Origin of the sequence: Pseudomonas sp. LH1G9 (genome assembly GCF_002949975.1) — a bacterium.
In the GTDB taxonomy this organism is placed as follows: Bacteria; Pseudomonadota; Gammaproteobacteria; order Pseudomonadales; family Pseudomonadaceae; genus Aquipseudomonas; species Aquipseudomonas veronii.
The window spans coordinates 2,783,041-2,799,011 of record NZ_CP026880.1 but is presented as its reverse complement, the minus strand read 5'-3'; the positions used below and the strand labels follow the sequence as shown (position 1 = coordinate 2,799,011).

Below are 15,971 nucleotides of genomic sequence, written 5' to 3'. Positions count from 1 at the left end.
CAGATAAGCTGGCTGTTCCTCCGCCATCGGGGGCAAGCCCCCTCCCACATGATTGGATGTGTGGCTTAAGCCGGCATGGGCAATGCGCCCATCTTGCCGTGGCAATACACCAGTGGTCCGGCGTTCTGTTGGGGCACGATGAGGTTCTCAAACTGTGGGAGGGGGCTTGCCCCCGATAGCGGTGGGTCAGCTACAGATAAGCTGGCTGTTCCTCCGCCATCGGGGCAAGCCCCCTCCCACATGATTGGATGTGTGGCTTAAACCGGCATGGGCAATGCGCCCATCTTGCCGTGGCAATACACCAGTGGTCCGGCGTTCTGTTGGGGCACGATGAGGTTCTCAAACTGTGGGAGGGGGCTTGCCCCCGATAGCGGTGGGTCAGATACAGATAAGCTGGCTGTTCCTCCGCCATCGGGGCAAGCCCCCTCCCACATGATTGGATGTGTGGCTTAAGCCGGCATGGGCAATGCGCCCATCTTGCCGTGGCAATACACCAATGGCGCGGCGTTCTGTTGGGGCACGATGAGGTTCTCAAACTGTGGGAGGGGGCTTGCCCCCGATAGCGGTGGGTCAGCTACAGATAAGCTGGCTGTTCCTCCGCCATCGGGGCAAGCCCCCTCCCACATGATTGGATGTGTGGCTTAAGCCGGCATGGGCAATGCGCCCATCTTGCCGTGGCAATACACCAGTGGTCCGGCGTTCTGTTGGGGCACGATGAGGTTCTCAAACTGTGGGAGGGGGCTTGCCCCCGATAGCGGTGGGTCAGCTACAGATAAGCTGGCTGTTCCTCCGCCATCGGGGCAAGCCCCCTCCCACATGATTGGATGTGTGGCTTAAGCCGGCATGGGCAATGCGCCCATCTTGCCGTGGCAATACACCAGTGGTCCGGCGTTCTGTTGGGGCACGATGAGGTTCTTCACCGAGCCGACCATGATCGCGTGGTCGCCGCCTTCGTACTCGCGCCACAGCTCGCATTCGATCACCGCCGTGGCATTCGCCAGGATCGGATTGCCCCGCTCGCTGAGCGTCCATTCGAGGCCTTGGGCCTTGTCCTTGCCCTTGCGCGCAAAGGCATACGCTTCGGTTTGCTGGCCGCCGGAGAGCACATGGATGGCAAAGCGTTTGTTCTTGATCAACACCGGGTACGAGTCGGAGCTGTAGTTGGGGCAGAACAGCACCAGCGCCGGATCCATCGACAACGAGCTGAAAGCACTGGCGGTCAGCCCGACGATTTGCCCGTCGTCATCGAGCGTGGTGATCACGGTGACCCCGGACGGAAACGAACCCATCACTTGTTTGTAGATAGCGGCATCGATCATGGGACGGTCCTCGGCGGTGGAGCGGTTTTTATAAGCTTGTAGGTATGATGGTATACCGTAATACAAAGCATGCAACTGCTTTTTCAAGCGCCCGATGAACGTCAATTCTTGGTCTTGTATCCAATAAATACTGGGGTAAAGGCGATAAATGGCTATTGGCCATGCGGCACATTAGCAGATCAGATTAGCGCCAGAGCTACGGATCAGTCGTGTAAAAAACTGGGGGCGTGTGACGCTGTCGGGCGTGATCCTCATCGGTTGCTGCCTGACGACGCGACAGCACACGCAGGCGGTCAGGGCGGGGCGGTTGGGGTATACCGACTGAACAGGTTTTTCTGGCGAGAGCGCGGCGTTGACCCTGGCTTACCGCGTCATCGTTAACGACCCTCGCGGGCAAGCTCCGCTCCTACGGCGACGGGGTCATCTGTAGGAGCGAGCTTGCTCGCGAAAAACCTGAGAACGCCACGTTGACCCTGGCTTACCACGTCATCGTTAACGACCCTCGCGGGCAAGCTCCGCTCCTACGGTGACGGGGTCATCTGTAGGAGCGAGCTTGCTCGCGAAAAACCCGAGAGCGCCACGTTGACCCTGGCTTACCGCGTCATCGTTAACGATCCTCGCGGGCAAGCTCCGCTCCTACGGTGACGGGGTCATCTGTAGGAGCGAGCTTGCTCGCGAAAAACCTGATGCCGCTGCGTTAATCCTGGCTTACCGCGTCATCGTTAACGATCCTCGCGGGCAAGCTCCGCTCCTACGGTGACGGGGTCATCTGTAGGAGCGAGCTTGCTCGCGAAAAACCCGAGAGCGCGGCGCTGATCCTGGTTTTACGCGCGATCGGCAAGTCCCACCCCGCCAAACTCCTCCAACGCATCCCGCAACGCGCCGTCGAAGTAGTCCTTCGAGGCGCGGTCCCAGAGGATGTGGAACGCTGGCGCGTCCACGCTTCCCGAGTGGATGACGATCACATTGATCCGCGCCGCCGCCGTCTGCGCCACCGCCCCCGGCTTGAAGGCCGGAAAACTGAGATCGACGCCGCACAGCTTGGCCATCACCTGGGCAATCACCGCGCCGCTGAGCAGCACGCAAGCATGACTGTCCTGGCGCGGCAGCAGGTAGTGGGCGCGGTGGTCGAGTTCCCAGCGTGCTTCTTCATCGGCGATGCGCTGGCCTTGATCCGCCGGGCTGCCCAGCAGCAGGTATTCGTTCTGTGACAGGCGCGCCACCCAGCTGCCGTCCGCCTGCGCGGTCGCTCGGTTGGGCGCGTCGGGCAGGGTGAAGCCGCGGGCCGTGAGGTACTCGGCGCTGTGTGCGCCGCGAAAGCCGACCCGGGGCAGGTCGGTCTGGTCGATCAGGCGGCAGGGCGGCGTGAGCAATTCGTGGGCTTTCAGACTGGTCATGGCTTAACCCTCCTGGCGTTGGTTGGTGGGGTCGAAGAACGGTAGCTGCACCACTTCGGCCTGGACGACGATGCCGCCTTCGACGCGAATCGGAATGCATTGCCCCGGTGTGCTCTGGTCGATCCCGGCGTAGGCCAGGCCGATGATCCGGCCCAGGCTGGCGGAGTATTCACACGAGGTGACGTTGCCGCTGATGTCCGGGCCGTTGAGCACCAGGTGGCCTTCCAGCGGCTGCACGCTGCCCTTGGGCAAGGTGAAGCCGACCAGTTTGCGTTTCAGCGGTTGGGCTTCGAGGATGTCCACCGAGCGGCGGCCGATGAAGAACGGTTTGTTGCGGCTGACGGCCCAGCTCATGTCGATTTCCGCCGGGTGGGTCATGCCGTCGGTGTCCTGGCTGATGATCACGTGGCCTTTTTCCAGGCGCAGCAGGCGCTGGGTTTCGACGCCGAAGGGGCGAATGTCGAAGGCTTTGCCGGCGGCCATCAACGCATCCCACAATGCCAGGCCATGACGTGCGGCAACGTGGATTTCATAACCCAGTTCGCCGACGAAACCGACCCGCAGCAGCCGCGCCTTGATCCCGGCCACCGTGCCCTGGCGCACGCCCAGGTAAGGGAAACCCTCGGCGCTCAGGTCGAGGTCGCTGCACAGCTGTTCCAGCACTTTGCGCGAATCCGGCCCGGCCACGTTCACCGCACAGATTGCGGCGGTGACGTTGGCCACATCCACGTCCAGGCGCCATTGCGCGTTCCACTTGATCATCTGCTGGTAGATACGGTCGACGCCGCTGGTGGTGGCGGTGACGTAGAAGTGCTTGTCGGCCAGCCGCGCGCACACGCCGTCGTCGATCACCACCCCGTGTTCATTGGTCATCAGCGCATAACGCGAACGGCCCACCGGCTGCTTGAGAAATGCGAAGGTGTACATCCGGTTGAGCAGTTCGGCGGCATCCGGGCCGCGCACGTCCAGGCCGCCGAGGGTGGACACATCGATCAGCCCGACCTTGTTGCGCACATGCAGGGCTTCGGCCTGCATGCACGCGTCGCGGTCCTCGGCCTTGCCGTAATAGGCCGGGCGCTGCCAGATGCCGGCGGGCATCATCTTCGCCCCGGCCTGCAGGTGCCGCGCATGCATCGGCGTTTGCCGGTAGGGGTCGAAGGCGCGCCCGGCGACGTGGGCGAGTTTCTCCGCCACGAACGGCGGCCGTGCGGTGGTGACCCCGGTTTCGCTGATATTGCGCTGGGTCGCCCAGGCCACCAGGCGCGCAGTCGGCAACGCCGAGTGGCGGCCCTGGGACGGGCCCATGCCGACGGTGGAGTAGCGTTTCACCAACTGCACATCGCGGTAGCCGATGCGGGTGGCGTTGACGATATCCGCCACTTGCAGGTCTTCGTCGAAGTCGACGAAATCCTTGCCCTTGGGGTGCGGGAAGATCGGCCAGTTGAAGTTGACCTGGGCTTCGCTACGCAGCGGGGTAGGCGCTGCGGCAGGGCTCAAGCCGAGGGCGAGGGCGATGTCGTGGGCGGCGTTGCTCGCGTCCGCCAGCACATTGTCCAGTTGGTGCCGACCGTGGACCGAACCGGCCACATTCAGGTTCTGCGGCAGGCCGCTGAGGCTGAACTCCGCACGCGAGTCCTCATAGGCCAATTTGCCGCCGGCCTGGCACAGCAGTTGGTACACCGGCATATAGCCGGCCGACATGCACAGCAGGTCGCAGTCGATCACCTGCCCCTTGTCGCTGACCTGGCCCTGGGCGGTGATCTGGCGCACATCGACACCCTTCACATGGCGCAGGCCTTTTTCATGCAAGGCCTCGAACACCGTGCTGTTAGTCAGGCAACGGATCTTGCGCTGCGTCAGCGCGCCGGCCAGGGCCTGGTCGGCGGGGGCGTGGCGCAGGTCGATCAGGGCGGCGACGTCCACGCCCTGGTCATGCAGGTCGAGGGCGGCGAGGTAACCGTCATCGTTGCCGGTGAGCACCACCGCGCGTTTGCCGGGCTTGACGGCGTAGAGCTTGATCAGGCGTTGCGCGGCGCTGGTCAGCATCACCCCCGGCAGGTCGTTGTTGCGAAAGATCACCGGCTGGTCGAACGAGCCGCTGCACACCAGGCACTGCTGCGCGCGCACCTTGTACAGGCGCTTGCCCTGGATCACCGGCAGGTAGTTGTCGGTGAACCAGGCGTTGCAGGTGGCCTCGGTGAGCACCTGGATATTCGCGTGTTGCTGCACCGCGCTGAGCAATTTGTGGCGCAGGCTGTCGGCGCGGGTGCCGGCGATATCGAAGCGCGCATAAGTGAGCGAACCGCCGAGGATCGGCTGCTGCTCGATCAGCAGCACCTTCGCCCCGGCATTCGCGGCGGTCAGCGCCGCCTGCAAGCCGGCGGGGCCGGCGCCGATGACGGCGAGGTCGGTGAACAGGTAGGCCTTGTCGTAGTACTCGGGCTGGAAGTTCAGGTCGAGCACGCCCAGGCCGGCTTTTTTACGGATGATCGGCTCCCACACTTTCCACATGCCCTTGGGCTTGTAGAACGAGCGGTAGTAGAAACCCACCGGCATGAATTTGGAGAACTTGCCCATATAGGCATCGCGGTCGTGGTCCAGCGTGCCGTTGACGTTCTGCGCGGTCACCGCCAGGCCGTTGCTCAGTGCGTGGGCATCGGCCAGCACATTGGGTTCCTGGGGCAATTGCACCAGGCTGTTGGCGTCCTGGCCGGCCATGCTCAGCGGCCCGCGTGGGCGGTGGTATTTGAACGAGCGCGACATCAGAAAGCGCCCGTTGGCGAGCAGGGCGCTGGCGATGCTGTCGCCCTGCAGGCCCTGGTAGGGGTGGCCGTCGAAACTGAAATCGAGTGGCTGATCGCGTTGGATCAGCAGGCCCATGGGGGCGGGGAGGCGGTTCATCCGGCGATCTCCTGGGGGGTGTTGAAGTCGACGCGGTGGGTGAACAGTTCCTTGGGATCGAAGGTGCGCAGGATCTCGTCGGTGACGGTGTGGCGCTCGGCGAGGAACCAGTAGCTGGACGGCGTGTGCATCCACCATTCACGCACTACACCGGCGAGGTTGTCGGTGTTGAACACGTAGTCGGCCCATTCGGCGTCGCTGCAGTTGACCGGATCGGGCATGGGCTTGAACTCGCCGCCGTAGGTGAACTCGCTGATATTGCGCGGCCCGTTGAGCGGGCACATCATGATTTTCATAGTCCGCTCTCCATCAGTGACTGGCCGCCGTGGCGCCCATCTCATTGACTTGCTGGAAGGTCGAGAAACGTTCGAGGCCAAAGGGTTTGATCAGCTCCGGCACCTTGCCGCCGCTGGCGACCAACTCGGCCATGGTCTTGCCGCAGATCGGCGTGGCCTTGAAACCCCAGGTGCCCCAACCGGCGTCGAGGTAGTAATTCTTCACCGGCGACAGGCCCATGATCGGGCTGTAGTCCGGGGTCATGTCGGTGATCCCGGCCCACTGGCGCATCAACTTGGCGTTGGCCAGGAACGGGAACATCTCGATGGCATGGGCCAGCAGGCTTTCCTTGAGGTCCAGGGTCGAGCGTGTGTTGAACAGCGGGTAGGGGTCGGAACCGCCGCCGAACACCACTTCGCCGCGACTGGTTTGCTGCACGTAGCAGTGCAGGGCCGAGGAACTCACCAGCGGGTCGAGGAACGGCTTGAACGGCTGGGTGACCATGGCCTGCAGCGGGAAGGTCTGGATCGGCGAGCGGATGCCGGCCTTGGCCATCAACAGTGAGCTGTGCCCGGCAATCGCCTGCACCGCGCAGCCGCACCGGATGGTGCCGCGATTGGTTTTCACCGCGGTGATGGCGCCGTTTTCAATGATCAGGTCTTGCACTTCGGTGAGCTGATGGATTTCCACGCCGCGCTTGGCCGCCTGCTTGGCGTAGCCCCAGGCCACGGCATCGTGGCGCGCGGTGGCGCCGTCGATGTGCCAGAGCCCGGCGAGCACCGGCAGGCGGCCGGGGTCGAGGTTGAGGCTGGGCACCAGTTCGCGGATCTGCTGGCGGTCGATCATCTCGGTGCGCCCGCCGAAGTGCTTGTTGACCTCGGCGCGCTGGCGGAACGAACGCACGGTGGCGTCCGTGTGGGCCAGGGTCAGTTGGCCGCGCTCGGAATACATGATGTTGAAATCGAATTCGTTGGACAGCGCCTGGAACATCTTCACTGACTCGGCGTAGAAGCGCACCCCTTCGCTGGTCAGGTAGTTGGAGCGGATCACCGCTGTGTTACGCGCGGTGTTGCCGCCGCCCAGATAGGACTTTTCCAGCACGGCAATGTTGCTGATGCCGTGGTACTTGGCCAGGTAGTAGGCGGTCGCCAGGCCGTGGCCGCCGGCGCCGATGATCACCACGTCGTAACTCGACTTGAGTTCTTTGGGCGGCGGCAGATCCACCTCCACCGGGTACTCCGAACTCAGCCCGTATTTCAATAGATTGAATGGCATACGGCCTCCGATTGGCTGCGTAGGGCGTGATGTTGCGCAAGGGCGGCGGTCACGGTGTTTTTCATCAGGAAGGCAATGGTCATCGGGCCGACACCGCCGGGGACCGGGGTGATGGCGGCGACGTGGGGCAGGGCGGCGTCGAAGTCGACATCGCCCACCAGGCGGCTGCGGCCGTCGTCATCGATACGGTTGATGCCGACGTCGATCACCACCGCGCCGGGTTTGAGCCAGCTGGCATCGATCAAGCGTGGGCGGCCCACGGCGGCGATCACGATGTCGGCCTGGCGGCACAGGGCCTGGGCGTTGTGGCTGCGCGAATGCAGCACCGTCACCGAGCAATCGGCCTTGAGCAGCAGCGCCGCCATGGGCTTGCCGACGATGTTCGAGCGGCCGACCACCACCGCGTGTTTACCGCGCAGGTCGCCACAGGTTTGCTCCAGCAGGTACAGGCAACCGCTGGGCGTGCAGGGCGTGAGCACGGCGCGCCCCTGGCTGAGGCCGCCGACGTTCTGGCTGTGGAAACCGTCCACGTCCTTCTGCGGCGCGATGGCTTCCAGGGCGCGCAGTTCGTCCATCTGCTTGGGCAGCGGCAATTGCAGGAGAATGCCGTGGATCGCCGGGTCGGCATTCAACTGGGCGATCAGGATCAACAGTTGTTCGGTGCTGGTGTCGCTGGGCAGCCGATGCTCCACGGAGCGGATGCCCACTTCTTCGGCGCGCAGGATCTTGTTGCGCACATACACCTGGCTGGCGGCGTCGTTGCCCACCAGGATTACCGCCAGGGCCGGTTGAATGGCTTGCTCGTGCAGGCGCGCCACGTCTTCGCGCACTTGCAGCAGTACCCGTGCGGCGGCGGCTTTGCCGTCGATCAGTTTGGGCGCGCTCACCGGAACACCACCGTTCTGTCCTGGTTGAGGAACACCCGATGCTCCAGGTGGTACTTGACCGCCTTGGACAGGGCCACGGTTTCGGTGTCGCGGCCGATGGCGACGAGGTCGTCGGGCTTGTACACGTGGTCCACGCGCTGCACTTCCTGCTCGATGATCGGGCCCTCATCCAGGTCGCTGGTCACATAATGCGCGGTGGCGCCGATCAACTTCACGCCACGCTGATAGGCCTGGTGATAGGGCTTGGCGCCTTTGAAACCGGGCAGGAACGAATGGTGGATATTGATCGCGCGCCCCGACAGTTGCCGGCACAGGTCGTCGGAGAGGATCTGCATGTAGCGCGCCAACACCACCAGTTCGGTGCGGGTGTCGTCGACGATCTTCATCAGCTCGGCTTCCTGCGCGGCCTTGGTGTCCTTGGTCACGGGCAGGTAGATAAAGCGGATGCCCTCGCGCTCGGCCATGGGCCGCAGGTCGAGGTGGTTGGAGACGATGGCGGTGATGGTCATGTCCATCTCGCCCTTGTGGTAGCGGTAGAGCAGGTCGGTGAGGCAATGGTCGAACTTGCTCACCATCAGCAGCACGCGCATCGGCTCGCGGGTGTCGTACAGCGCCCACTGCATGTCGAAGGCCTGGGCGACGTCGGCGAAACCGGCGCGGATCTGTTCCAGGTCGCCGGCGTGCCCATCGTTGAAACGGAACACGGCACGCATGAAGAAGCGACCGCTGAAGTCATCATCGAACTGCGCCATCTCCCCGATGTAGCACGCGTTGTCCGCCAGGTACGTGGTGACGGCAGCGACAATGCCGGACACCGCGGGACAAGTGACCTTGATGATGAAATGGTTTTTTTCGTGTTGCATGACACGTCCTCGGGATGATGGCGGCAGCTCATCGCATAGCGAAAAAACGTCAGAGGACAGCAGGCTCATTTCGTGAGCGCATTTTCTTATGAGGAATAAAATATTCCTGAAGTGGCTTTATAGGGGAATGGACGCGGGGCGTCTAGGGGTTTTGGGAAAGTTTTTTAACTGAGGGGAAATTTTCTACAGGCCCAGCGGCATCGAACGCTGTTAAAAATGTGGGAGGGGGCTTGCCCCCGATGAGGGAGTGTCAGTGAATGCATCTTTCACTGCCCCCCCTCATCGGGGGCAAGCCCCCTCCCACAATTGGATCTCTGTGCTTCAGGTGTATCGCGAGTCCGGATTATTCTTTGTCGTTGCCGTAGTTCATGATCGACAGCAGGCGAATCGGCACCCGCACCAATTGCTCCGGCCCATGGGGAATCTCGCCCTCGAACGTCAGGCTGTCGCCGGCTTCCATCCGATACAGCTGATTCCCATGCCGATAAATCAGCTCCCCTTCCAACAAGTGCAGAAACTCGGTCCCAGGGTGGGCAAAGGTCGGGAACTCCTCGCTGGCGTCATCCATGCTGACCATGTACGCCTCGAAGCTCTTCTTCGGCCCCCGGGTATGGTTGAGCAGATGGTAGGTATGCCCCTTTTCCGTCCCCCGGCGCACCACTTCCATGCCTTGGTCGGCCTTGACCAGCAAGGCACTGCCGTCCTGTTGATCGTATTCGGCGAACAATTTCGATAACGGCAGCCCGAGCACATCGCACAGGCGGCTGAGGGTGTCGAGGCTGGTGGAGACCTGGGCGTTTTCGATCTTGCTCAACATGCCCTGGCTGATATCGGCAATCTTCGCCACGTCGGACAGCTTCAGGTCCTGGGCCTGGCGCTGGCGTTTGATCTGCAAACCCAAGTATTGCTCGAGTTTGAGGCGGGGGGCGGTTTCGGTGGACATAGTCATCAGATCCTGCACGCTTTCCGTTCAGTAATATTAGTTTCGCACTAGGAAAGTGCAAGCAGCGGCGCTTGGCGGCCGTGCCCAGGCACGTATTCCCACGGGGAAAACAATTTTCCCATATATACAGCACAAAAGCGCTTTCACCGGCACTTCAATCGGCCGCTCGCGAATCTGGCAAGGGTATTGCATTCCTGTGGAGAAACTAACTTTCTTTTTAGGAATAAAAAGACAGTCCAGGCCCACCCACACGGTTTTGCCTTTCGCGAGGAGTGACACGCAATGTTGCCAGCAGAAACCCAGCGCATCATCGACAAGTACGGCATCAAGTACGTGCTTGCGCAGTTTGTGGATATACATGGTGCGGCCAAGACCAAGTCGGTGCCGATTTGCGGGCTCAAAACGGTGGCCGAAGAGGGCGCCGGGTTTGCCGGGTTTGCCATCAGCGGCATGGGCATGGAACCCCACGGCCCGGACTTCATGGCGCGGGGTGACCTGTCCACGCTGACCCCGGTGCCCTGGCAGCCGGGTTACGGGCGCGTGGTGTGCGTCGGGCATGTCGACGGCAAGCCCCATCCCTTTGATAGCCGCTACGTGCTGCTGCAGCAGGTGCAGCGCCTGCAGGACAAGGGCTGGACGCTGAACACCGGCCTGGAACCCGAATTCAACCTGATGCGCCGCGACGAGCAGGGCAAGCTGCAACTGGTCGACCCCAGCGACAACCTCGACAAGCCCTGCTACGACTACAAGGGCCTGTCGCGCTCGCGGGTATTCCTGGAGCGCCTGACCGAAGCCTTGCAGGCGGTGGATTTCGAGGTCTATCAGATCGACCACGAAGACGCCAACGGCCAGTTCGAGATCAACTACACCTACAGCGACGCCCTGACCTCGGCCGACCGTTTCACCTTCTTCCGCATGGCTGCCGGCGAGATCGCCAATGACCTGGGCATGATCTGTTCCTTCATGCCCAAGCCCGACCCGAAGCGCGCCGGCAACGGCATGCACTTTCATCTGTCGATCAGCAGCGCCGAGAACAAGAACCTGTTCCACGACGCCAGCGACCCGAGCGGCATGGGCCTGTCGAAGCTGGCCTATCACTTCGCCGCCGGCCTGCTCGCCCATGGCCCGGCGCTGTGTGCGTTCGCCGCGCCCACCGTCAACTCCTACAAGCGCCTGGTGGTGGGCCACTCGCTGTCCGGCGCCACCTGGGCCCCGGCCTTTATCGCGTTTGGCGCCAACAACCGTTCGGCCATGGTGCGCGTGCCTTACGGCCGCCTGGAGTTCCGCCTGCCGGATGCCGGCTGCAACCCTTACCTGGTCAGCGCCGCGATCATCGCGGCGGGCCTGGACGGTATCGATCGCCAGCTGGAAATCGACCACGTCTGCAATGAAAACCTCTACAGCCTGAGCCTGGAACAGATCGCCGAGCGCGGCATCAAGACCTTGCCGCAATCCCTCAAGGAAGCCTGCGACGCGCTGGAAGCCGACCCGCTGTTCGCCGAGGTGCTCGGCCCGCAGATCGTGGGTGAGTTCATCAAACTCAAGCGCATGGAGTGGGTGGAATACAGCCGCCATGTGAGCGACTGGGAAGTCCAGCGCTATACCGAATTTTTCTGACACCGTGTGACGGAGACTTGATATGTGTGGAATCGTAGGTCTGTACCTGAAAAACCCCCGGCTGGAACCCCAACTCGGCCAGCTGTTTGAACCGATGTTGCAGGCCATGACCGACCGTGGCCCGGACAGTGCGGGCTTTGCCATCTACGGTGATGAAGTCGCCGACGGCTGGGTCAAGCTGACCCTGCAAGCGACCACCGAGGCCTTCGACTGGAAAGCCCTGATGGGCGAGCTGGAAGGGCGCCTGGGCTGTTCGCTGGACTGGTTTCAGAACGCCAGCGCCGCCGTGTTGAAGGTCCACGCCGACGAAGCCCCGGTACGCCTGGCCCTGGCCGAACTGGCGCCGAGCGTGCGCGTCATGAGCGCCGGGCAGAGCATCGAGATCCTCAAGGGCATGGGCCTGCCCCAGGAGATTTCCCAGCGCTTCGGCCTGGCGAGCATGCAGGGCAGCCACATCATCGGCCACACCCGCATGGCCACCGAAAGCGCGGTGACCATGGAAGGCAGCCACCCGTTTTCCACCGGTGCCGACCTGTGCCTGGTGCATAACGGTTCGCTGTCGAACCACTTCCGCCTGCGCCAGGAACTCAAGCGCGAAGGCATCCATTTCGAAACCGACAACGACACCGAAGTCGCCGCCGGCTACCTGACCTGGCGCCTGCAACAGGGCGACTCGCTCAAAGACGCGCTGGACCACGCCCTGGAAGACCTCGACGGCTTCTTCACCTTCGCCATCGGCACGCGCAACGGTTTTGCGGTGATCCGCGATCCGATCGCGTGCAAGCCGGCGATCCTCGCCGAGACCGACGACTACGTCGCCATGGCCTCCGAGTACCAGGCGCTGTCGAGCCTGCCAGGCATCGAGAATGCCCGCATCTGGGAGCCCGCACCGGCCACTTTGTACATCTGGGAACGCCAGTCAGCTTAAGGAGCGCACACATGAAAACCATCGACCTTTCCACCGCCACCGTGCGTGACCTCAACCAGGCGCTGCACGCCCAGGCCATCGACAACGAGTGGCGCGTCACCCACTCCAACGGCAAGCACAACCTTGCGGTGGGGGTGAATCAGGCGGTGTCCATCGATATCGAAGGCCACGCCGGCTACTACTGCGCGGGCATGAACCAACAGGCGTCGATCACCGTACACGGCAACGTCGGCGTGGGCTGCGCCGAGAACATGATGTCTGGTTCGGTGCGCGTCAAAGGCAGCGCGTCCCAGGCGGCCGGGGCCACGGCCCATGGCGGCTTGCTGGTGATCGAAGGCGACGCGGGGGCGCGTTGCGGGATTTCCATGAAAGGCATCGACATCGTGGTCGGCGGCAGCATCGGCCACATGAGCTGCTTCATGGGCCAGGCCGGGCGTCTGGTCGTCTGCGGCGATGCCGGCGATGCGCTGGGCGATTCGCTGTACGAGACCCACATCTACGTGAAGGGCACGGTCGAGTCGCTGGGCTCCGATTGCGTCGAAAAAGAGATGCGCAGCGAGCACCTGCAAGAGCTGCAGGAGCTGCTCGATCGTGCCGGTTTCGCCCACCGCGCGGCGGATTTCAAGCGCTACGGCTCGGCCCGCCAGCTGTACAACTTCAAAGTCGATAACGCCTCCGCGTACTGAACCAGGAGCTACACCATGAGTGAAAAAACCCCTCCAGTGTTGCGCGAGTCGGCCACCTTCGACCGCCTGACCATCCAGGAAATCCAGCGTGCCGCCGAAACCGGCATCTACGACATTCGCGGCGGCGGTACCAAGCGCAAGTTGCCGCACTTCGATGACTTGCTGCTGCTGGGCGCCAGCGTGTCGCGTTACCCGCTGGAAGGCTATCGCGAGAAGTGCGGCACCGATGTGATCCTCGGCAACCGCTTCGCCAAGAAGCCGATCCACCTGAAGATCCCGGTGACCATCGCCGGCATGAGTTTCGGTGCGTTGTCGGCCAACGCCAAGGAAGCCCTGGGCCGTGGCGCGAGTATCGCCGGCACCAGCACCACCACCGGTGACGGCGGCATGACCCCGGAAGAGCGCGGCCAGTCCCGGCACCTGGTGTACCAGTACCTGCCGTCGCGCTACGGCATGAACCCCGATGACCTGCGCAAGGCCGATGCCATCGAGATCGTCCTCGGCCAGGGCGCCAAGCCTGGCGGTGGCGGCATGTTGCTGGGCATGAAGGTCACCGAACGCGTGGCCGGCATGCGTACCTTGCCGATCGGCGTGGACCAGCGCAGCGCCTGCCGCCACCCGGACTGGACCGGTCCGGACGACCTGGCGATCAAGATTGCCGAGTTGCGCGAAATCACCGATTGGGAAAAACCGATCTACGTGAAAATCGGCGCCAGCCGGCCGTATTACGACGTGAAGCTGGCGGTCAAGGCCGGTGCCGATGTGATCGTACTCGACGGCATGCAGGGTGGCACCGCGGCGACCCAGGAAGTGTTCATCGAACACGTCGGTATCCCGATTTTGTCGGCGATCCCGCAAGCGGTACAGGCTTTGCAAGAGATGGGCATGCACCGCAAGGTCCAGTTGATTGTGTCGGGCGGGATTCGCAACGGCGCCGATGTGGCCAAGGCCATGGCGATGGGCGCGGATGCGGTGGCCATCGGCACGGCGGCGTTGATTGCCCTGGGCGACAACCACCCACGGCTGGACGCGGAACTGAAAAAGATCGGCTCGGCCGCCGGCTTCTACGACGACTGGCAGAACGGCCGCGACCCGGCCGGCATCACCACCCAGGACCCGGAGCTGTCGAAACGCCTGGACCCGGTGGAAGGCGGGCGTCGTTTGGCCAACTACCTGCGGGTGATGGTGCTGGAAGCCCAGACCATGGCCCGTGCGTGCGGCAAGTCGCACCTGCACAACCTCGACCCCGAGGACCTGGTGGCGCTGACGGTGGAGTCGGCCGCCATGGCCCGGGTGCCGTTGGCGGGGACCCGTTGGATACCGGGTTCCGGTTACTGAGTTACGAGCCGGCTTGCCGGCTGCTACGGCGTTCCACCCCTGTAGGAGCGAGCCTGCTCGCGAAGGTCGTTAACGATAACGCGGGCATCCTGGATGACCGCGTTGCCTGGACGTTTTTCGCGAGCAAGAACTAGGCGTCCCCCTCGCTCCTACATGCATCTCCCCTATCTTTTGCAGGAGCTTTGAACATGATCAATCGTCTTCTCGGCAAATCCCTCTTCGGCTTATTGGCCGCCAGTGCCTTCGCCCCCTTGGCCCAGGCCGCCGATGCGCCCACCTTGAACACCGGCAGCACCGCCTGGATGGTCACCGCCGCGGTGCTGGTGCTGTTCATGTGCCTGCCGGGGCTCGCGCTGTTCTACGGCGGGCTGGTTCGGGCGAAAAACATGCTCTCGCTGTTCACCCAGTGTTTTGGCGTCGCCGGGCTGGTGGGCGTGCTGTGGGTGATCTACGGCTACAGCATGGTGGTGGACACCACGGGCATGGTCGAAGGGCAGGTGACCTTCAACAGTTTTGTCGGCGGCCTGAGCCGCGCGTTCCTGGCGGGGATGACCCCCGAGAGCTTGGTGGGGGATATTCCGGAAGGCGTGTTCGTGACCTTCCAGATGACCTTCGCGATCATCACCCCGGCGCTGATCGCCGGCGCCTTCGCCGAACGCATGAAGTTCTCGGCGGCGCTGCTGTTCATGGCCATCTGGTTCACCCTGGTGTATGCCCCGGTGGCGCATATGGTCTGGGGCGGTTCGGGGGCCTTGATGCATAACTGGGGCGTGCTCGACTTTGCCGGCGGCACCGCCGTACACATCAACGCCGGTGTGGCCGCGCTCGCCGCATGCCTGATCCTCGGCAAGCGCAAGGGCTACCAGAACACGCCGATGCCCGCGCATAACCTGAGCCTGACCATGGCCGGTGCGGCGATGCTCTGGGTCGGCTGGTTCGGCTTCAATATCGGCTCCGGCGGCGGCCTCAACGGCACCTCGGGGATTGTCATGCTCAACACCCAACTGGGCGCGTGTGCGGGGATTCTCGGCTGGATGTTCACCGAGTGGTTCAAGGTCGGCAAACCCAGCGCCCTGGGCCTGGCCAGCGGTGCATTGGCCGGTCTGGTGGGGATCACCCCGGCGTGCGCTTATGTCGGCGTCGGCGGCGCGTTGGCCATCGGCTTGCTGTGCGGGGTGTTCTGCTACTTGAGCGTGACCGTGTTGAAGCGGCGCTTCGGCTACGACGACAGCCTCGACGTATTCGGCCTGCACGGCATCGGCGGCATGATCGGCGCGGTGCTCACCGGGGTGTTCTGCGTGCCGTCCATGGGCGGCCTGGTGGAAGGCGTGACCATGGGCGGCCAAGTCGTCGCCCAGATCAAGGGGGTGTTGCTGACCACGGTGTACTGCTTCGTGGTCAGTTGGATCATTCTCAAGGTGGTCAATGCCCTGGTCGGCCTGCGTGCCCATGAGTCGGTGGAAGAAATGGGCCTGGACCTGGCCGAGCACAACGAGCGCGCCTACAACCACTAACGGCCCACTGTAGGAGCGAGCTTGCTC

At 63.2% G+C, this 15,971-nt stretch carries 13 protein-coding genes and 3 pseudogenes; 5 read left to right on the top strand and 11 right to left on the bottom strand.

The features are described from left to right. Positions 1–65: 65 nt before the first annotated feature. The 11 genes and pseudogenes from C5F70_RS12800 to C5F70_RS12745 form a co-directional block, all read right to left on the bottom strand. Positions 66–149 (bottom strand): annotated as a pseudogene (locus tag C5F70_RS12800) (flavin reductase); the annotation flags it as partial. 108 nt (positions 150–257) lie between these two features. Further along, positions 258–341 (bottom strand): annotated as a pseudogene (locus C5F70_RS31105) (flavin reductase); the annotation flags it as partial. Between the two features lie 300 nt (positions 342–641). Further along, positions 642–722: pseudogene (locus C5F70_RS31100) on the bottom strand (flavin reductase); the annotation flags it as partial. 111 nt (positions 723–833) lie between these two features. Next, positions 834–1,319: a flavin reductase family protein gene (locus tag C5F70_RS12780; RefSeq protein ID WP_046383924.1), complete on the bottom strand. Its 486-nt coding sequence runs from the start codon at positions 1,317–1,319 to the stop codon at positions 834–836. Between the two features lie 824 nt (positions 1,320–2,143). After that, positions 2,144–2,716: a sarcosine oxidase subunit gamma gene (locus C5F70_RS12775; protein ID WP_104903464.1), complete on the bottom strand. Its 573-nt coding sequence runs from the start codon at positions 2,714–2,716 to the stop codon at positions 2,144–2,146. A gap of 3 nt (positions 2,717–2,719) precedes the next feature. Then, positions 2,720–5,617, bottom strand: a complete 2,898-nt coding sequence (locus tag C5F70_RS12770; RefSeq protein WP_104903463.1) for a 2Fe-2S iron-sulfur cluster-binding protein — start codon at positions 5,615–5,617, stop codon at positions 2,720–2,722. Next, positions 5,614–5,913 (bottom strand): sarcosine oxidase subunit delta, encoded by a 300-nt coding sequence (locus C5F70_RS12765; RefSeq protein ID WP_057005905.1) that lies wholly within the window; start codon positions 5,911–5,913, stop codon positions 5,614–5,616. Before C5F70_RS12765 ends, C5F70_RS12770 begins: the two co-directional genes overlap by 4 nt. A gap of 13 nt (positions 5,914–5,926) precedes the next feature. Then, positions 5,927–7,168 (bottom strand): FAD-dependent oxidoreductase, encoded by a 1,242-nt coding sequence (locus C5F70_RS12760; protein ID WP_104903462.1) that lies wholly within the window; start codon positions 7,166–7,168, stop codon positions 5,927–5,929. Continuing rightward, positions 7,150–8,055 carry a bifunctional methylenetetrahydrofolate dehydrogenase/methenyltetrahydrofolate cyclohydrolase FolD gene (folD, locus tag C5F70_RS12755; protein ID WP_079443521.1) on the bottom strand — a complete coding sequence of 302 codons (906 nt, stop codon included), beginning with the start codon at positions 8,053–8,055 and terminating at the stop codon, positions 7,150–7,152. The genes C5F70_RS12760 and folD overlap by 19 nt, the downstream gene beginning before the upstream one ends. Further along, positions 8,052–8,918 (bottom strand): formyltetrahydrofolate deformylase, encoded by an 867-nt coding sequence (gene purU, locus C5F70_RS12750; protein WP_046383918.1) that lies wholly within the window; start codon positions 8,916–8,918, stop codon positions 8,052–8,054. The genes folD and purU overlap by 4 nt, the downstream gene beginning before the upstream one ends. Positions 8,919–9,261: 343 nt before the next feature. Then, positions 9,262–9,861, bottom strand: a complete 600-nt coding sequence (locus C5F70_RS12745; RefSeq protein WP_078834999.1) for a helix-turn-helix domain-containing protein — start codon at positions 9,859–9,861, stop codon at positions 9,262–9,264. 282 nt (positions 9,862–10,143) lie between these two features. Here C5F70_RS12745 and glnT point away from each other — a divergent pair, with 282 nt between their 5' ends. The 5 genes from glnT (at position 10,144) to C5F70_RS12720 (ending at position 15,944) form a co-directional block, all read left to right on the top strand. Continuing rightward, positions 10,144–11,478, top strand: a complete 1,335-nt coding sequence (gene glnT / locus C5F70_RS12740; protein ID WP_104903461.1) for a type III glutamate--ammonia ligase — start codon at positions 10,144–10,146, stop codon at positions 11,476–11,478. Between the two features lie 22 nt (positions 11,479–11,500). Further along, positions 11,501–12,406 carry a glutamine amidotransferase family protein gene (locus C5F70_RS12735; RefSeq protein WP_046383915.1) on the top strand — a complete coding sequence of 302 codons (906 nt, stop codon included), beginning with the start codon at positions 11,501–11,503 and terminating at the stop codon, positions 12,404–12,406. 11 nt (positions 12,407–12,417) lie between these two features. Next, positions 12,418–13,092, top strand: a complete 675-nt coding sequence (locus C5F70_RS12730) for a protein glxC (RefSeq protein ID WP_046383914.1) — start codon at positions 12,418–12,420, stop codon at positions 13,090–13,092. A 15-nt stretch (positions 13,093–13,107) separates the two neighbouring features. After that, positions 13,108–14,430 carry an FMN-binding glutamate synthase family protein gene (locus C5F70_RS12725; RefSeq protein ID WP_046383913.1) on the top strand — a complete coding sequence of 441 codons (1,323 nt, stop codon included), beginning with the start codon at positions 13,108–13,110 and terminating at the stop codon, positions 14,428–14,430. A gap of 188 nt (positions 14,431–14,618) precedes the next feature. Then, positions 14,619–15,944, top strand: a complete 1,326-nt coding sequence (locus C5F70_RS12720) for an ammonium transporter (RefSeq protein ID WP_102618269.1) — start codon at positions 14,619–14,621, stop codon at positions 15,942–15,944. Positions 15,945–15,971 lie beyond the last annotated feature (27 nt).

Coding starts and splice junctions, on each gene's coding strand:
- C5F70_RS12780 (WP_046383924.1), bottom strand. CDS start 1,319: ATGATCGATGCCGCTATCTACAAACAAGTGATGGGTTCGTTTCCGTCC.
- C5F70_RS12775 (WP_104903464.1), bottom strand. CDS start 2,716: ATGACCAGTCTGAAAGCCCACGAATTGCTCACGCCGCCCTGCCGCCTG.
- C5F70_RS12770 (WP_104903463.1), bottom strand. CDS start 5,617: ATGAACCGCCTCCCCGCCCCCATGGGCCTGCTGATCCAACGCGATCAG.
- C5F70_RS12765 (WP_057005905.1), bottom strand. CDS start 5,913: ATGAAAATCATGATGTGCCCGCTCAACGGGCCGCGCAATATCAGCGAG.
- C5F70_RS12760 (WP_104903462.1), bottom strand. CDS start 7,168: ATGCCATTCAATCTATTGAAATACGGGCTGAGTTCGGAGTACCCGGTG.
- purU (WP_046383918.1), bottom strand. CDS start 8,918: ATGCAACACGAAAAAAACCATTTCATCATCAAGGTCACTTGTCCCGCG.
- C5F70_RS12745 (WP_078834999.1), bottom strand. CDS start 9,861: ATGTCCACCGAAACCGCCCCCCGCCTCAAACTCGAGCAATACTTGGGT.
- glnT (WP_104903461.1), top strand. CDS start 10,144: ATGTTGCCAGCAGAAACCCAGCGCATCATCGACAAGTACGGCATCAAG.
- C5F70_RS12735 (WP_046383915.1), top strand. CDS start 11,501: ATGTGTGGAATCGTAGGTCTGTACCTGAAAAACCCCCGGCTGGAACCC.
- C5F70_RS12730 (WP_046383914.1), top strand. CDS start 12,418: ATGAAAACCATCGACCTTTCCACCGCCACCGTGCGTGACCTCAACCAG.
- C5F70_RS12725 (WP_046383913.1), top strand. CDS start 13,108: ATGAGTGAAAAAACCCCTCCAGTGTTGCGCGAGTCGGCCACCTTCGAC.
- C5F70_RS12720 (WP_102618269.1), top strand. CDS start 14,619: ATGATCAATCGTCTTCTCGGCAAATCCCTCTTCGGCTTATTGGCCGCC.